The organism is Flavobacterium sp. GW823-FHT04A11, assembly GCF_058796535.1.
Genome location: NZ_CM179503.1, coordinates 896,132 through 913,823, shown reverse-complemented (window position 1 = coordinate 913,823; position 17,692 = coordinate 896,132). Strand labels below are relative to the sequence as shown.

The following is a 17,692-nucleotide window of genomic DNA, read 5'->3' as shown; positions in this document are numbered from 1 at the left end:
TTTCTGCAAACAACATTTTTTTCGGATCTTTAATAGAATTAAAAAACAAAAAAATGAAACCATTTGATATAGTTACACTAACCGTAAATCCATCAGTAGATAAAAGTACCCACTTTTCGGGCTTAATTGCAGAGCAAAAAATAAGATGTAAAGATCCTCAGTTTGACGCAGGCGGTGGAGGAATAAATGTTTCTAAAGCAATTGCACGCTTGCGCGGAAATTCATTAGCCGTTTTCACATCGGGCGGACCGGTGGGAGAAATGCTGAAAAATTTAGTAAAAAATGAAAAAGTAGATTTTGAAGTGATCGAAACCAAAACTGCTACAAGAGAAAATTTTATTGCTGTTGATGATCACACAAATTCGCAATATCGATTTGGATTTTCAGGAGATGTTTTAGAAGAATCAGAAGTAGAGAAAATTTTAGAAACAATTTCAAATCTTAAACCCAAATTTTTAGTTGCCAGCGGAAGTCTGAACGAAGGTTTGTCTGATGACTTTTACCAAAAAGTAGCTGAAATTGCCAAAGCATCAAATGCGAAGTTAATTGTGGATACATCCGGTGAAGCTTTAAAGAAAGTTTTAGAAACCGGCGCTTATCTTATAAAACCAAACGTAGGCGAACTGGCAAAATTAATTGGTGTTGAACGCCTTGAAATGGAAGAAGTAGACGATGCCGCCAAGAAAATAATTGCAAAAGGCGGAGCAGAAATTGTAATCGTTTCGCTTGGTCCGCAAGGCGCAGTCTTAGTTACAAAAGATGATTGCGAGTTTGTTCCCGCGCCAAATGTAGCTAAGAAAAGTACCGTTGGAGCAGGAGACAGTATGGTTGGCGGAATAGTTTGGGCATTATCACAAAATAAAAGCCTGAAAGAAGTAATTCGCTGGGGAGTTGCCTGCGGATCTGCTGCAACAATGAATGAAGGAACACAATTGTTTAAATATGAAGATGCGAATCGTTTGTTTGAATGGCTGAAAAACAGGTAATCAAGTAATCAAGTTATGAGTTAGAAGTTATGAGTTATGGGTTGGCTTGCGATGAACCTTTGTCAAAGTTTAAACTTTGACAAAGGTTTGTAGAGGCGCGTTTCAGGCATTGGAAATTACATAACGTAAACCCGACAGGTTTTAAAAACCTGTCGGGTTTGAAGCCGATTGAAAATTTACGTAAAGATTTTAAATGTAGAGACGCACAGCAGTGCGTCTTACGTCCAGTAACCACAATTTATTCCGCTTTAAATTATCATTAATCAACTAATGTAAATAAAATGAGGTTACGTTGTGTGAGACGCACTGCTGTGCGCTTCTACAGAGGAAAAAAAATAATTTTAAAATATTTTTTTTCCTCCTGACAAGCCGTTGTCACCGACCCTCAATAATTTTGAAGTATTAAACAAATTAAAACTTTAAAATCATGAAAACATTAGCTGCCCAGGTAATTACTCCCGAAGATTTATTAAAACACTGGCAAGGTCATCGTGCCCTTACTCGTCGCGTAATTGAAGCTTTTCCTGAAAAAGACTTTTTTGAATTTTCAATTGCAGGAATGCGGTCTTTTTCTAAATTGACAGACGAACTTTTGGCTATCGCAGTTCCGGGACTTAGAGGAATTGTAAATAAAGAAGTGAAGTCATTTACCGAAGAAGAAACAGAAAAATTAATTTTTAAAGCACAATATCTGGAAAAATGGGATAAAGCAACAGAAGAAATTAATGAATTCTGGGAGAAATTATCCATTGAAGATTTTAATGAAAACTTTAATCTATTTGGTCAGTATGAATTTCCTGTTATCCAGAATATTTTGTATTTTATTGATAATGAAATACATCACCGCGGACAAGGATATGTGTATTTAAGAGCTTTAGGAATTGAACCTCCTTTTTTCTGGGAAAGATAAATCCTTTGAAGAGTAAACATAAAAAACTCCTAAGTTGAAATTCAGTTTCAACTTAGGAGTTTTTTATAAAAGTCTTTTTCTAGTTGTTTCTAATAATTCTAAAGCTCTGACTTTAAGTCTTTCCGGCTCCAGAATTGTGGCGTAATCACCGTACATTAAGAACCAACGTGGAAAACCATTTTCAATATCCCGGCACATAAACGTCATTTCTATTTGATCGCCAACTTCTTTTTCAGAAACAAAACCGTGGTATTTCCGCTCATAAGTTAAATATTTTGCAATCTTCTTTTCGATCAAAATTCGAACTTTTGTTGTTGGAATAGTTTCTATTTTATTCAAATAAGTTTCCAGAGAATCATGTTCGATTGTAAAATCGCATTCTGTTTTTTTAATCTCCAAAATCCTGTCTGTTCGAAATTGTCTGTAATCTTTTCGCAAGTGGCAATATCCTAAAAAATACCAATTATTGTGATCGTGAAAAACGCCTACAGGTTCTATTTTTCTGGTGGTAGGTTCTTCGGCTTCAAGGGTTTTGTACGAAAGAAGAATTTGTTTTTTCTCGGCAATACTTTCAAATAAAACAGCCAGAGTGTTCGGTGAATTATCATTGAATAATGGCTCAGCAGTTTGCATCAAAATTCTCGATTCAACATTCGAAAGCCAGTCTTTGTCGTTACTTCTCAAAACCGATTTCAATTTATACATCGCCGATGCATAATGATTTCCAAGAGACGGATCTGTAAATTTTTGCACAAGTTTTTCGGCAGCAATAAAACTGCTTACTTCTTCGCGTGTAAACATAACCGGAGGCAAACGATAACCATCCATTAAGGCATAACCAACTCCGGCTTCACTGTAAATAGGAACTCCGGAAGCTTCAAGAGTTCGAATATCCCGATAAATAGTCCGTAAACTCACTTCAAAACGATCTGCCAATTCCTGGGCTTTTACAATTTTTTTAGATTGTAACTGAATCAGAATCGCAACAATTCGATCAAATCGTTTTGGGGTTTCGTCGAGCATTTTTTTGTTTTAGAGGTGCAAAGTTCAAAGATACAAAGGTTCAGAGTTTAAAGAAATAAAAGTCTGTTCCAAATTAGGACAGAATTATCGCTTAGAAAAATATTCGCAATCTGCAATCTGTATTCATCATGAAATAAAAACAAAAAACCCGATAAAAATTATCGGGTTATGATTTGTTTTGAGGGGTTTAGAATCCCAATTCTTTAGGATTTGATTTGTGTAAGATTTTAATGCTAAAACTTAATGTCCGAAACTAATTAAGCATTAAAATCTATACAACAATCCAAATTGAGGCTGATCGAAGATATTTTCAAATAAATTAATATTTAAATTGAAAGTATCTGATGAAGGTCCGTTTTCAGGAGAAACACTGTTGTAAGCTAATACATTGGCTAATGTAAAAGTCACCGCGATATTTTTGGTAACAAAATAGTTTAAACCAACAGTAATATCTGCTGTAATGCTGTTATCAGTGTCGTCTTCGATTCCTTCAATTTTAGTTTTATTTTGTCCGTAACCTAAACCAGCTTCGGCAAAAGCTTTAAAACGTTTTTTGTCTAGTTCTAAAAAGTAATATCTCGCAAAAGCACCAACTCCGAACACATTGGTTTTTGTTTCCGGAACTGTTTCTTCTTTTTCACTCGAATAATTTAGTTTGGCTCCAACGGCAAATTTATCATTCAGGAAATAACCAAATTTTGGACTAAAACCATAATAATCTGATTCGCCGCCTGTGCTAATTTTGATAGAACCTTCGAGAAACATATCACCATTTTGAAAAGTGACCCCTTTTGCTGAATTCATTTCGTCTTCTGCTTCCACCTGCTGTGCATTGGCGAAAGAAAAAGTCAGCATTGATAAAATAATAAAAAATTTAGTTTTCATAATAAAAGCTTTTAATGTTTGTAGGATTAAAATTATATTTTAAAAATTAATTTTTTAAGTATCTAAATCGAATGCATTAAAAATGTAGTTATTGAGTTAATAATCCTACATTTTAATAAGTCTTTACGTGTTTATTTTTAAGATTATTTATGGAATATTTGCCGTAATTATTGAGGTTTACGAATAAAAAAATGATTTTTGAGATAAAAATCCTTGTCATAATTGATGTGTTTTGTGTTAAAGAAACACACAAAATATTAATTTAGAATTTGCATTAATTGTGCATATACTTTGCGGGAGACGCACTGCTGTGCGCCTCTACATATCTGAGGAGAAATATAGATGTGGAGAATTGAATTTTATCAATTATATTTTCACAATCTACACAATCCATATTTAAACAAACAAAAAACCCGACAACTTTCGTTATCGGGTTTAATCTATATTCTTTACTCTTTATTCTAAAAAAACTTAATCGTTAAGTTTCAAAACAGCCATAAACGCTTCTTGCGGAATCTCAACGTTTCCTACTTGTCTCATACGTTTTTTACCTTTTTTCTGTTTCTCAAGCAATTTACGCTTACGCGAGATATCTCCACCGTAACATTTTGCGGTAACGTCTTTACGAAGTGCTTTAATGGTTTCACGAGCAATAATTTTAGCCCCAATTGCAGCCTGAATCGGAATATCAAATTGTTGTCTTGGAATCAATTCACGTAATTTCTCGGTCATTTTTTTACCGATGTTATAAGCGTTGTCTTCGTGAATCAAAGCAGAAAGTGCATCAACCGTTTGTGCATTTAAAAGAACATCCAGTTTTACTAATTTTGAAGTTCTCATTCCGATAGGAGAGTAGTCAAAAGAAGCATACCCTTTAGAAACCGTTTTAAGACGATCGTAAAAATCGAATACAATTTCGGCCAATGGCATATCAAAAGTCAATTCAACTCGTTCAGTCGTCAAATACGTTTGGTTGGTAATTAAACCACGTTTTTCGATACACAAACTCATTACGTTTCCAACAAAGTCGGCTTTTGTAATGATCGTTGCTTTAATATAAGGTTCTTCCACTCTGTCTAAACGAGAAGGTTCAGGCAAATCAGAAGGATTGTTTACTACAAATGCAGTTTCAGGATCTTTCTTGGTGTAAGCCAAATACGAAACGTTAGGAACTGTAGTAATTACAGTCATATCAAACTCACGTTCTAAACGTTCCTGGATAATTTCCATGTGAAGCATTCCTAAGAATCCGCAACGGAAACCAAAACCTAACGCTGCAGAACTTTCAGGTGTAAAAACCAGCGAAGCATCATTCAATTGCAATTTCTCCATAGAAGAACGCAAATCTTCATAATCTTCAGTATCAACTGGGTAAATTCCGGCGAAAACCATTGGTTTTACATCCTCAAAACCCGTAATCATATTGGTAGTTGGTGTTTTGGCATCCGTTAGTGTATCACCAACTTTTACTTCTTTGGCTTCTTTAATTCCAGAAATCAAATAACCAACATCACCTGCAGAAATTACATTTTTCGGAACCTGATTTAATTTTAAAGTTCCAATTTCGTCAGCAAAATATTCGTTTCCGGTGGCCATGAATTTAATTTTCTGTCCTTTTTTGATTTCACCGTTTACAACTCTGAATATTACTTCGATTCCACGAAACGGATTGTAAACCGAATCAAAAATTAGAGCTTGTAATGGTTCGTCTTTATTTCCTTTTGGAGCTGGAATTTTTTCGATAATCGCAGCGAGAATATTTTCAACACCAAAACCTGTTTTTCCGGATGCATGAATAATATCTTCTAGTTTACAACCTAATAAATCGATGATATCATCACTAACTTCTTCCGGATTAGCACTTGGTAAATCGATTTTATTTAAAACCGGAATAATTTCCAGGTCATTTTCTAAAGCAAGATATAAGTTAGAAATCGTTTGTGCCTGAATACTTTGTGCCGCATCAACAATCAAAAGAGCGCCTTCGCAAGCAGCAATCGAACGCGAAACTTCGTATGAAAAGTCAACGTGACCCGGAGTGTCAATAAGATTTAAAATATATTCTTCTCCTTTATAAGTATATTCCATTTGAATGGCGTGACTTTTAATGGTAATTCCACGCTCGCGCTCCAGATCCATGTTGTCAAGCAATTGTGCTTTTTCTTCACGAGCTGTAACGGTTTGTGTAGCGCCCAATAATCGGTCCGCCAATGTACTTTTACCGTGGTCAATGTGTGCAATAATGCAAAAGTTACGTATCTTCTTCATTTTATAATGTCAATTCTCTATACGAGTTTTTAAGTATTTCGGGTATAAATGTACTCTGTGGCAATTGCTTTAGAGCGTGTAATTAAGGGGCAAAGATAGCGCAAAGTTTTGGATTCTGGAATGTAGTTGTTCGATTTTGAATTTTAAGGCTATAAAGTTGTCTTTTAGAATCTTAAATGGCGATAACCTGAAATGTTACAAGTAACATATTATTAAAGAATGTTTTTATTCGGGCAACTAATTGTTTGAATGTTTGCCAAATAAAAAACAGAAATTGACTTTAAATGCTAATTCACTATTTTTTGTACGAATAATTGTCGGTTACGGAAAATATAGCTAAACTTGTAGTCATTATAACCATAAGGTTGATCAGTTTATGGTTTTTCAATTTTTATAAAAATCTGTGTACAGGATTTCTATAAAACAAGTGTTTTTATTTTTTACTAATTTAATAACCCAACAAATTATGGAAAAACAAACCATGAAGCTGGCTGAAAAATTTGGCAGGCTTTCAAAAGAAGAACTGAAAGGAATAAAGGGTGGTAATATAGGAACCGTTTGCGGTCCAAGAGGTGTTCCTACTTCTATTTGCGCAAGCGGACGAGGAATTGCAGCCAATTCAGGAGATCAGGATCCTAATCAATTTCAAGGAATTGTAGAAGGGTATTGTAATGTAATTATTGTTTGTATGCCTTAAAACTTAAAATGCCTGAAGATTTTCTTTGGGCATTTTTTTAGAATTCAAAATTAAACCCTTTTTCGGTCAGTTTTTTGTAGATCTCCGGATCGAATTTGTACAACTTTGCCGCTCTGTGCGAAACATCCTGTTGCTTCTCATCAAGCGCAACTAATAATTTCATGTGCAGTATCTTTCTGCGAAAGTTGGACTTATCCAGTTCGATTCCTAATATTTCTTCGTAAAGATGCATTAATTGCAATAAAGTAAATTTTTCAGGCAGCAGATTAAAACCTATTGGAGCCTGACGAACGCGATTTCGCAATTGCATCAGACTAAATTCGAGAATTTCATTGTGGTCAAAAATCAAATTTGGGATATCCTTAATCTTGTGCCATTTTGCTTCAATTACCGAAACACTGGCTTTAATATTATAATCTTCGCGATTGACCAAAGTATAATATCCTACTGTTATAACTCTGGTACTTTTTACACGATCAGGATCTGTAAAAGCTTTTAACTGTTCCAGATAAATGTTGTCTAGACTCGTAAGTTCATATAATATTCGCAAAGCAGCATTATCAACACTTTCTTCCAGATATAAATTTCCTCCCAAAAGTCCCCATTTCCCAATACTTTCTCCTTCTGCGTGTTGAACTAACAGAACTTCAAGGTTTTTTTTATCGAAAGAAAAAATAACACAATCAATAGAAATACCCTCTATAACCGATTTTGAATCTTTGGTTAGAACAGTATTGGTTTGCAGAATATTTTTAAAAGAGGAAGATGTCATTAAAACTCAAAATTAAAACCTTTTTCCGTCAGTTTTTTGTAAATATCTGGATCAAACTTATACAATTTTGCGGCTCTGTGTGAAACGTCTTGTTGCTTTTCATCTAAGGCAACCAATAATTTCATGTGAAGAATTTTTCTGCGAAAGTTGGATTTATCCATCTCGATTCCCAAAATTTCTTCATATAGATGCATCAATTGTAATAAGGTAAATTTTTCAGGCAAAAGATTAAATCCAAGCGGCGCCTGACGAACCCTGTTTTGAAGATGTTTTAAACTATAAGCAAGGATTTCATTATGATCATAAATCAAATCCGGAATACTATTTATTTTGTACCATTTGGCATCAGATGCTGTAAAACCGGCTTTAATATTATAGTCTTCTCGTTTTACCAAAGCATAATAACCAATCGTAATAACGCGTCGAAGCGGGAAACGGTCCGGGTCGCCAAATGCTTTTAACTGCTCCAGATAAATATTGTCAAGTCCTGTAAGTTCATTCAATAAACGATGTGCGGCGTCGTCTGTACTTTCTTTTTTATAGATCCAACCTCCCGGAAGTCCCCATTTTCCTTTACTGATTCCTTCTCCGTGCTGTACCAAAAGTACTTCTAAACTTCCTTTATCAAAACCAAATATCACACAGTCAATCGTGATCGCGTTCATTGCGGTCTGCTCGCTTTTTAAAGCTGAATCGTCGGATACATTTTTAACCATATGCTATTTAAATTTTGACAAATTAAATAAATAAAATGAATAATAGCTTTCACAAAAGCTTTATATTTTTTTTAACGTAACAATTTTCTGATAATCAGGGTATTGTTTAATTGCTAATTTTTCTATTTTCGAATTTTAATCCTTAAATGTCTGATTGTCAAATTCATAATTCGTTATTTTTTTGACAATTTTTATTTCACTTTCAATCGATATTTTGATGTATCTGTAAAAATGAATATCTAATAATCTGAATAGCCAAAAAAAACACCTAATATTTTGTTAATATAGAAAAAATGTTTTACACTTGTAGTCAAAATAACCATAAGATAAGTTCAGTTTGACTATAAGTTTGAATGGACAAATCTATAACTAATTAAAAAGTACCACAAATGTTTTTTTTAGGAATTGATTTAGGAAGCTCTTCAATAAAATTATCAGTTTTCGATCCTGAAAAAGGAACGACGATTGGCGCAGTAAGTGTTCCTGATTTTGAAATGCCAATTATTGCACAACAATTTGGTTGGGCAGAACAAGATCCTGAATCGTGGTGGCAATATGTTCAAGACGGAATCAAGCAATTAGGTTCAAAATCTAATATTGATTTAAAGAAAATTGCCGGAATTGGAATTGCCTATCAAATGCACGGTTTGGTTTTAACCGATGAAAATTTGAACCCGGTTCGTTCCTCGATTATTTGGTGTGATAGCCGCGCCGCGATTATTGGCGATGAAATTTATGCTAAAATTGGTGCCGAAAACTCCCAAAAACAAATTTTAGGAAGTCCGGGAAATTTTACCGCTTCAAAACTTAAATGGGTAAAAGACAATCAGCCGGAAATTTTCGCGAAAGCAAAATACATGATGCTTCCGGGCGATTTTATTGCTGCGAAATTATCAAAAGTAGCCCAAATCAGTACTTCAGGATTGTCAGAAGCTGCTTTGTGGAATTTCTCTGAAGGAAAACTGGCCACAGAAATCCTTTCTCAAATGGGATTATCTTCGGATATCGTTCCGGAAATTGTTTCCAATTTTGGAATTCAGGCTACCATTCACCCGGAAATTGCTCAGCAATTAGGATTGAATCCGGATGCTAAAATTACATACCGCGCAGGGGATCAGCCCAACAATGCATTGTCATTGAATGTTTTGAAACCTGGCGAAATCGCTACAACAGCAGGAACTTCGGCAGTAGTTTATGCCGTAAGCGATCAGGATGCGTACGACAAACAAAATAGAATCAATACTTTTTTACACGTCAATAATACAGAAACCGAAAAACGCAACGGAGTTATGTTGTGTATTAACGGTTCGGGAATTTTATACCAATGGTTGCGTAAAATTATGTCAGTCGACAGAAGTGAGTTAATTGCCTATGAAAAATTAAATGCCGAAGCTGCAAAAGTAGAAGCGGGAAGCAACGGACTTCGTTTTTATCCTTTTGGAAATGGCGTTGAGCGTATTTTCAACAATAAAAATGCAACCTCTGGAATTCAGAATTTAAATTTTAATATACATCAGCCGTCACATTTGGTGCGCGCGGCCTGCGAAGGAATTGTGTTTGCCATGAATTATGGTTTTGATGTAATGAAAGAAGTTGGAGCTTCAGGAACTGTAGTTCGCGCCGGAAATTCAAACTTATTCTTAAGTCCGGTTTTCAGGGAAATTTTTACCAATACAACGCAAACAACTCTAGAATTATACAATACATCCGGAGCCGAAGGTGCTGCAAGAGGCGCTGCTTACGGTTTAGGTTTTTACAATTCGCTTGACGAAGCTTTCGCAGGATTGCAATGCTTAGACCGAATTGAACCCAACAAAATTCTGACTTCTCAATATCAGGATTTATATCAGGAATGGAAAAATCAAATTAAAATAGAACAATAAGAATGAGCACAACTAATCAATATTTTAAAAACATCGATACAATTAAGTTCGAAGGCAGAGAAAGTGATAATCCGTTAGCTTTTAAATGGTACGATGAAAATCGCGTTGTTGCAGGAAAAACATTGAAAGAGCACTTGCGTTTTTCAATGGCTTACTGGCATACGCTGTGTAATACCGGAGGAGATCCGTTTGGAGCTTCGACTGAAACTTTTTCATGGGATAAAAATGAAAATGCCATTTTAAGAGCCAAAGACAAAATGGATGCGGCTTTTGAATTTATGACAAAATTAGGTTTGCCATATTATTGTTTCCATGATGTTGATGTGGTGGATGATGCGCCAACATTAGCAGAATTTGAAACTCGTATTCAGACTATGGTTGAATATGCGAAACAAAAACAACAGGAATCCGGAATTAAATTGTTGTGGGGAACTTCAAACTTATTCAGCAATCCTCGCTACATGAACGGTGCGGCAACGAACCCAAATTTTGATGTTTTGGCGTATGCCGGAGCTCAGGCAAAGATTGCTATCGATGCTACTATTGCATTAGGCGGTGAGAATTATGTTTTTTGGGGAGGACGCGAAGGATACATGAGTTTGTTGAACACAGACATGAAAAGAGAATTAGACCATTTAGGCAGATTCTTAAATACTTGTAAAGATTATGCCCGTAAAGAAGGTTTTAAAGGAAACTTCCTGATCGAACCAAAACCAATGGAACCAACCAAACATCAGTATGATTTTGATGCTGCGACTTCATTAGGTTTCATTAATAAATACGGACTTCAAAATGATTTCAAATTAAATCTTGAAGTAAACCACGCAACACTTGCAGGACATTCTTTTGAACATGAACTACAAGTTGCAGTTGATGCCGGAATGTTAGGAAGCATTGATGCCAATCGTGGCGATTACCAAAACGGCTGGGATACAGATCAGTTCCCAATCAATCTTCAGGAAGTGACTCAGGCGATGTTGGTTATCCTTGAAGGTGGAGGAATTCAGGGTGGTGGAGTAAACTTTGATGCTAAAGTGAGAAGAAATTCAATCGATTTAGAAGATAAATTCATTGCGCACATTTCAGGAATGGATGTTTTTGCAAGAGGATTAATCTGCGCAGATCACATACTACAAAATACAGATTACAGAAAATTACGCACACAGCGTTACAGTTCATTTGACGGTGGAAACGGAGCGAAGTTTGAAAACGGAGAATTATCTCTTGAAGATCTAAGCAAAATTGCCCGTGCAAGTGGAGAGCCTCAGCCATTAAGCGGCAGACAAGAATTATTCGAACAGATTATTTCGAATGCGTATTAAATCATTACAGGTAACTAACTATAAATTTAAACCAATTCTTAATTATTATGAAAAGCAAATATTGTATTAAAACAACAATGCTTCCGTTTTGTATGGCGCTCCTGCTAAGCGTTTTTACAATACAATCTGGTTTTGCTCAAGAGCAATCTCAAGCTGTAAGCGGAACTATAAAATCAGCAGAAGACGGTATGGGAGTTCCAGGAGCGACAGTCGCAATTGAAGGTACCAAAACCGCAACATCAACAGATTTTGATGGAAATTTTAAGCTTGAAGCAAAAACAGGTAGCGTAATCGTGATCAGTTTTATGGGGTTTAAAACGCAACGTATCACCGTTGGAACTCAAAGAGTACTTAATATTACCTTACAAACAGAAGCGGCAGATCTTAAAGAAGTTGTCGTTATTGGTTATGGTTCACAGAAAAAGACACTTGTAACAAATGCTGTTACTCAGGTTAGTGGAGAAAATCTTGCCAAAACGAATACAACAAATGCGCTACAGGCACTTCAGGGGCAGGCAGCAGGTATCCAGATTACATCTACTTCGGGACAACCGGGAGAAGGATTAAATGTTGTCATCAGAGGTGTTGGTTCAACAGGTGGAAGTAGCCCGTTATATGTTGTAGACGGAATACTTACTACAGATATCTCGTATTTAAGTAATTCGGATATCGAATCTATTTCTGTATTAAAAGATGCGGCATCTGCTGCTATCTATGGATCTCAGGCTTCTAACGGAGTTGTTTTGGTAACAACAAAAAAAGGAAAAAGAGGTTCTGCAGGACAAGTTACTTTTGATCAGTATTACGGAGTACAATCAGTAGCGAGAAAAGCAGATATGTTAGACGCAACTGAATATGCTACTATTTTAAATGAGGCAGCTGTAAATTCAGGAAAAGCGCCTTATTTTACTAATGCTCAAATTGCCGGAATGGGTTCTGGAACAAATTGGATGGATAAAGTGTTAGTGGATAACGCTGCAACTAAAAACTTCTCATTTGGTGCTTCCGGTGGTTCAGATACTTCTGTTTATTCGTCATCTTTGTCTTATTTAGGACAGGAAGGAGTTGTAGGAGGTAAAGATTTATCAGACTATGAGCGTTATAATTTCAGATTCAATTCAGAACATAAATTGTACAAAGATGTATTGACTTTCGGGCAGAACTTAAGTTTTGCTTACATCAATAAAAACGGAATTGGAGTTGGAAATCAGTACAGTAATTCTTTAAGAAGTGCTTTCCAGGCATCACCGTTATTACCAATGTACGATGCAAACGGTAACTATTACAATAGTACCCCAAACAGCGAACCTTGGTTGGCAGGTCAGGCAAATCCTTATGCATTAATGGTGTATAATAATCAGAATGAAAACAATAACCAAAAATTGCTTGGAAATGTTTATTTGCAAATTGAGCCAATAAAAAACTTAACGTTCAAAACTACTTTAGGTCTTGATTATTATGCAGGTGAAGGACATTCTTACTTCCCTAAATATCAATTGTCTATTTATGCAAACAGTCTTGCTGATAAAGTAACGCAATACATGAACAAAGGTAAAACACTTACGTGGGATAACTTATTGACGTATAAATTTAATGTTGCAGAGACACATCGTTTTGAGGCAATGGTAGGAACATCATCTATTAATTTTGACGGAACTACTATACAGGCTACAAATGCAGATTCATTTTTTGATGATTTAGAGCATGCCTGGTTAGACAATACTACGAATAAAGACGGAGCTAAAATTGCTTTAGAAGGTATCAAGCAACAGACTAAAAGAATGTCTTATTTTGGAAGGTTAAACTATAATTTTAGAGAAACCTATTTGTTAAATGCTACTTTTAGAGTGGATGGATCCTCTATTTTTTCTAAGCAAAATGAATGGGGATATTTTCCATCAGTTTCAGGAGGTTGGATTGCATCAAACGAAGCATTCTTAAAAGATTCAAAGGTAATAAACTTTCTTAAATTGAGAGCGAGCTGGGGACAAGTAGGAAATCAGAATGCAAGAGCTTTCCAATACTTATCACCAATAAAAGTAAATAATACCAATTATAATTTTGGAAACGAAGAAGGAGTTCTAACTCCGGGAGCTTACCCTGACAGATTATCTAATCTGGATTTAAAATGGGAAACTTCAGAGCAGATTGACCTTGGTCTTGACGCAAGATTTTTAGACAATGCATTAAATCTTACTGTTGATTTTTATAAGAAAACCAACAAAGACTGGTTAATATTAGCGCCAATTTTAGCGACTGCAGGTGCAGATGCACCATTTATTAACGGAGGAAATGTTGTGAATAAAGGGGTTGAGGTGAGTTTAAATTACCAAAATAATATTGGAGATTTTAAATACAGTGTTAGTGCAAATGGAGCTTACAACAAAAACACAGTTGGAGAAATACCTACAGCAGATGGAATGATTCATGGATTACCGAATGAACTTTATGATAATTCACCTGAATTCTACAGAGCACAAAACGGATATCCGTTAGGGTATTTCTGGGGATATAAAACCGGTGGTGTTTTCCAAAATCAGGCACAAATTGACAATTATAAATCGGCAAATGGAGTAGTATTACAACCAACTGCGGCTCCTGGTGATCTTATTTACGTAAATACAAACGGAGATGATAGAATTGACGCTACTGATAAAACAAGTATCGGAAATCCAAATCCTGATTTTACTTATGGATTCAACTTATCTGCAAGTTACAGAGCTTTTGACTTTTCGCTTTTGGCAAACGGAGTAGCAGGAAACCAAATTGTACAATCATACAGAAACCAATCAGGTGCTTACGGAAACTATACTTCTGCAATATTAGATCGTTGGCACGGAGAAGGTTCTTCTAACACAATACCAAGAGTAACAGAAGATAACAGAAACTTTACACAATTTTCAGATTTATATGTTCAGGATGGTGATTTCTTAAGAATTAGCACTGTAACGTTAGGATTTGATTTGGCGAAAATGAAACAATCAAAACCATTTTTTGCAAGCCAGTTTAGAGTTTACTTTTCAGTATTAAACCTTTACACTTTCACGAAATACAATGGTATGGATCCTGAAATTGGATTTGGTTCTTCAAACGATGACCAAAAATTTTCATCAGGTGTAGATGTTGGATATTATCCAAGACCAAGAACATTCATGATGGGGTTAAATGTTAAACTTTAATAATAAAAAGATGAAAAATACATATTTATATATTTTCTGTTTGGGTTTATTGTCTTTGGGTTCTTGTAGTTTAGAAACAGAACCTTTGACACCAATAGATACAAGTTTTTACAAAACAAAAGACGATGCTTATGTAGCATTAGTTGGTTGTTATGATGGAATGCAGGTTGCAACAGGCGGTGCAGGAATGGGAGTTCCTGTAATGAGCGAAGTAATGTCTGATGATTGTTTTGGAGGTACCGGAAATTCAGATGGTTACAATTATGCAGCCATAGACGAGTTTGATATTTCAAGATCTCCTTCAGATGTTGATATATTAAACACAAACTGGATTGCTTATTATAAAGGAATTTACCGTTGTAATATGTTATTATCCAAAATGGATCAGATTGAATGGGGTGGAGATACTGCTTTAAGAAATACATACGAATCTGAAACTAAGTTTATCAGAGCTTATCTTTATTTTGAAATGGCTCGTTTGTGGGGAAGTGTACCTTTAATAACAGTACCAACTTCTGAAAATGTACCACAATCGACTCCTGAAGAAATTTATAAATTGATCGCTGAAGATTTAGTATTTGCTTCAAATAATTTGCCTACAGAAGCTTATAATGTTAAACCAAACGGACGTGTTACAAAATGGGCAGCAAAATCTTTACTGGGACGTGTTTATTTATTTTACACAGGATATTATGGTAAAACTGATTTAGCCGGTGTGGTAACTAAAACTCAGGCTTTAGGACATTTGGAAGATGTTATTACTTCTAGCGGACATGGTTTAGTAGCTGATTTTTCTACTTTATGGCCGGCAGCTTCAGTAGAGAAATATGCTGGTGAAGCCAATCAGGAATTTGTTTTCTCTATAAAATATACTTACACAAGTGATTATAACGGAAACACAGATAGTAACCAATGGATGGTAATGTTCGGAATGAGAGAATTCTCATCTTATCCTTATGGCCGTGGTTGGGGTGTTACGGTAAATTCAAAATTATGGAATGCTTACAATGCAACAGATACAAGACGTACAGCAAGTATAATTGGTGTTGATGAAGAAAAAATAAAATTTGATAAAAAGAACAGCCAGAGAGAATACACAGGTTATTATAACAAAAAGTATTCTCCAATGGTGAATAAAGATGGAGTAGATCTTCCGATTGCTATGGGAAGCCAGTTTTGGGATATAAGCCAATTTCAGGATTACGTAGTATTAAGATATTCAGACGTTTTATTAATGGCTGCAGAACTTGGTAGTGGAAATGCACAACGTTACTTTGATGAAGTTAGACAAAGAGCTTACAAAGAGAATTTTGTATCATTACCGGTAAATGCTGATAATATTATGAATGAGAGACGTCTTGAGTTTGCTCTTGAAGGTATAAGATACTACGATTTATTACGTCAGGGTATTGGAAAAGCTTCTACTGCTATTGCAGAAACGACAACTTTGCTAAGTGGTGGAGTAGCCGGAACAAAAACAATTTCTGCCGGTAAAATTTTGGAAACAAAAGGACTGGCACAAATTCCAAATACTCAGATTACATTATCAGGAGGAGTTTTAAAGCAAAATACCGGTTGGTAATTTTAACTAAAAAATCAAAGAAAATGAAAAATATTAAATTATTAATTACATCATTTTTGGTGTTAGCGCTAATGCTGGTTTCATCTTGTTCTCCAGACTCCTATTCTCTGGACGGTGCGATGGATAAATCGGATATACATTATGAAATTACTCAGGATTTAGCTGTAGATCCGGCTGGTAATACTGTAATACTAAAAAATACAACTCCAGGAGTTATATTGAATTGGGATTACGGAACAGGAAAATCAAGCAAAGCTGTAGAAACAGTAAAATATGCTTTTAAAGGTACTTACACGATCAAAATTTCTGCAACAACCGGTGGTGGTATTGTTGAGTTAGATCCGGTAACGATAACAGTAAGTGCAGATAACTTAAATTACGTTAATGATCCTCTTTGGACTGCATTATCTGGTGGAGTTGGTCACAAGAAATCATGGATTATGGATAATGGTCAATATGGCTTGGCACCAGGTGCAATGTCTTTTGCAGATCCTTCAGGTGTTGTAGAATGGGGGAAATTTTCTCCAAACTGGGAACCGGCAGGAAATGCTAATGCAAGTACAGATGCTGATATGCACTGGGGAAGATACATGACATTCAGCCTTGATGGCGGACCATTCATGACCGTTCATGAAGCTGATGGAACGACTATTGAAAGTGGAGCATACTTCTTAGATATCAATGCTCATACACTTACAACAACAAATGTAACAATTCTAAGACCGGATAATTATATTGCAAATGCAAGTAACTGGACAGATAATATTAAAGTATTAACACTTACAGATAATCAGTTAAGAATTGCAATTAAGAGAACTAATAGTGAAGGTCCATGGTGGTATATCTGGAATTTTGTTTCTAAAGAATATGCAGACAACTATGTTCCTGTAATTACAGATCCTGTTCTTGATGAAGGTTACAATCCTACTTTTGCTCCTGGTGAGCTATTGACAATGTTAACTGGAGGAGCTGGTGCAGGAAGAGTTTGGGCTTTAGATGCAACAGGAAATCCTGTAGACTGGATTGGAAAAGGGATTGGTTGGACAACTGGACCTGGTAGTTCTTCAGATTGGGGATGGAACCCTGAATGGGCAACAATAGCTGGTAATTCATGGATACGTTTTGATCAATGGGGAGGTAAACTTAACTATACCCGCAGTCAAAATGGAGTAGTAACTTCAGGAATTTTTACTATAAATGCGGCAACCAACGAAATTAATTTAGGAACAGAAACACTGATCCAAAATTCAAATAGCTGGATGAATCCAACAACAAATGTGATTAAAGTAGTTAAAGCATATAATACAGGATTTCTGCAAAAAGGTATTTGGTTAGGAACATCTTATGATGCTACTAAGGATGAATGGTTCGTTTTCCATTACATCATTCCTTAAACTTTTACAGTTTTTAGTTTAACAATAACCTGAAAGCAGTTCAATTGCTTTCAGGTTATTTTAAAATTTATACTA

General features: G+C 35.4%; 13 protein-coding genes. 8 read left to right on the top strand and 5 right to left on the bottom strand.

Annotated features, from left to right (window positions below):
* The first annotated feature begins 53 nt into the window (after nucleotides 1–53).
* Nucleotides 54–986, top strand: a complete 933-nt coding sequence (locus tag AC3QL1_RS04115; protein ID WP_492495345.1) for a 1-phosphofructokinase family hexose kinase — start codon at nucleotides 54–56, stop codon at nucleotides 984–986.
* A gap of 427 nt (nucleotides 987–1,413) precedes the next feature.
* Entirely contained in the window at nucleotides 1,414–1,896 is a 483-nt protein-coding gene (locus AC3QL1_RS04110; protein WP_492495343.1) for a DinB family protein, read from the top strand.
* Nucleotides 1,897–1,959: 63 nt separating this feature from the next.
* Here the strand turns inward: AC3QL1_RS04110 and AC3QL1_RS04105 are convergent, their stop codons facing one another.
* From AC3QL1_RS04105 to lepA, 3 genes are all read right to left on the bottom strand, one after another.
* A complete protein-coding gene (locus tag AC3QL1_RS04105; protein WP_492495341.1) occupies nucleotides 1,960–2,919 on the bottom strand; it encodes a helix-turn-helix transcriptional regulator in 960 nt (319 codons plus the stop codon).
* 264 nt (nucleotides 2,920–3,183) lie between these two features.
* Complete coding sequence (locus AC3QL1_RS04100) at nucleotides 3,184–3,804, bottom strand: outer membrane beta-barrel protein (protein WP_492495339.1); 621 nt, start codon at nucleotides 3,802–3,804, stop codon at nucleotides 3,184–3,186.
* 471 nt (nucleotides 3,805–4,275) lie between these two features.
* Nucleotides 4,276–6,072, bottom strand: coding sequence for a translation elongation factor 4 (gene lepA / locus AC3QL1_RS04095; protein ID WP_492495337.1), 1,797 nt, complete (start codon nucleotides 6,070–6,072; stop codon nucleotides 4,276–4,278).
* 466 nt (nucleotides 6,073–6,538) lie between these two features.
* On the opposite strand from lepA, the gene AC3QL1_RS04090 reads away from it, so the two are divergent.
* Nucleotides 6,539–6,769: a hypothetical protein gene (locus AC3QL1_RS04090; protein ID WP_492495336.1), complete on the top strand. Its 231-nt coding sequence runs from the start codon at nucleotides 6,539–6,541 to the stop codon at nucleotides 6,767–6,769.
* Between the two features lie 37 nt (nucleotides 6,770–6,806).
* On the opposite strand, the gene AC3QL1_RS04085 is transcribed toward AC3QL1_RS04090, so the two are convergent.
* Together AC3QL1_RS04085 and AC3QL1_RS04080 are read right to left on the bottom strand one after the other, a co-directional pair.
* Nucleotides 6,807–7,541, bottom strand: coding sequence for an NUDIX hydrolase (locus AC3QL1_RS04085; RefSeq protein WP_492495334.1), 735 nt, complete (start codon nucleotides 7,539–7,541; stop codon nucleotides 6,807–6,809).
* Nucleotides 7,541–8,257, bottom strand: a complete 717-nt coding sequence (locus tag AC3QL1_RS04080; RefSeq protein ID WP_492495332.1) for an NUDIX hydrolase — start codon at nucleotides 8,255–8,257, stop codon at nucleotides 7,541–7,543. The genes AC3QL1_RS04085 and AC3QL1_RS04080 overlap by 1 nt, the downstream gene beginning before the upstream one ends.
* Nucleotides 8,258–8,646: 389 nt before the next feature.
* Between AC3QL1_RS04080 and AC3QL1_RS04075 the strand changes: the two genes are divergently transcribed.
* From AC3QL1_RS04075 to AC3QL1_RS04055, 5 genes are read left to right on the top strand one after another with little or no spacing between them, the layout of a single operon-like run.
* Nucleotides 8,647–10,140: a xylulokinase gene (locus AC3QL1_RS04075; RefSeq protein WP_492495330.1), complete on the top strand. Its 1,494-nt coding sequence runs from the start codon at nucleotides 8,647–8,649 to the stop codon at nucleotides 10,138–10,140.
* Nucleotides 10,141–10,142: 2 nt separating this feature from the next.
* Nucleotides 10,143–11,462, top strand: a complete 1,320-nt coding sequence (gene xylA, locus AC3QL1_RS04070) for a xylose isomerase (protein WP_115847780.1) — start codon at nucleotides 10,143–10,145, stop codon at nucleotides 11,460–11,462.
* Nucleotides 11,463–11,509: 47 nt separating this feature from the next.
* On the top strand, nucleotides 11,510–14,641 hold the full coding sequence (locus tag AC3QL1_RS04065; protein WP_492495328.1) for a SusC/RagA family TonB-linked outer membrane protein: 3,132 nt from the start codon (nucleotides 11,510–11,512) through the stop codon (nucleotides 14,639–14,641).
* Nucleotides 14,642–14,651: 10 nt separating this feature from the next.
* Nucleotides 14,652–16,223 carry a RagB/SusD family nutrient uptake outer membrane protein gene (locus AC3QL1_RS04060; protein ID WP_492495326.1) on the top strand — a complete coding sequence of 524 codons (1,572 nt, stop codon included), beginning with the start codon at nucleotides 14,652–14,654 and terminating at the stop codon, nucleotides 16,221–16,223.
* Between the two features lie 23 nt (nucleotides 16,224–16,246).
* Complete coding sequence (locus AC3QL1_RS04055; protein WP_492495325.1) at nucleotides 16,247–17,617, top strand: hypothetical protein; 1,371 nt, start codon at nucleotides 16,247–16,249, stop codon at nucleotides 17,615–17,617.
* Nucleotides 17,618–17,692 lie beyond the last annotated feature (75 nt).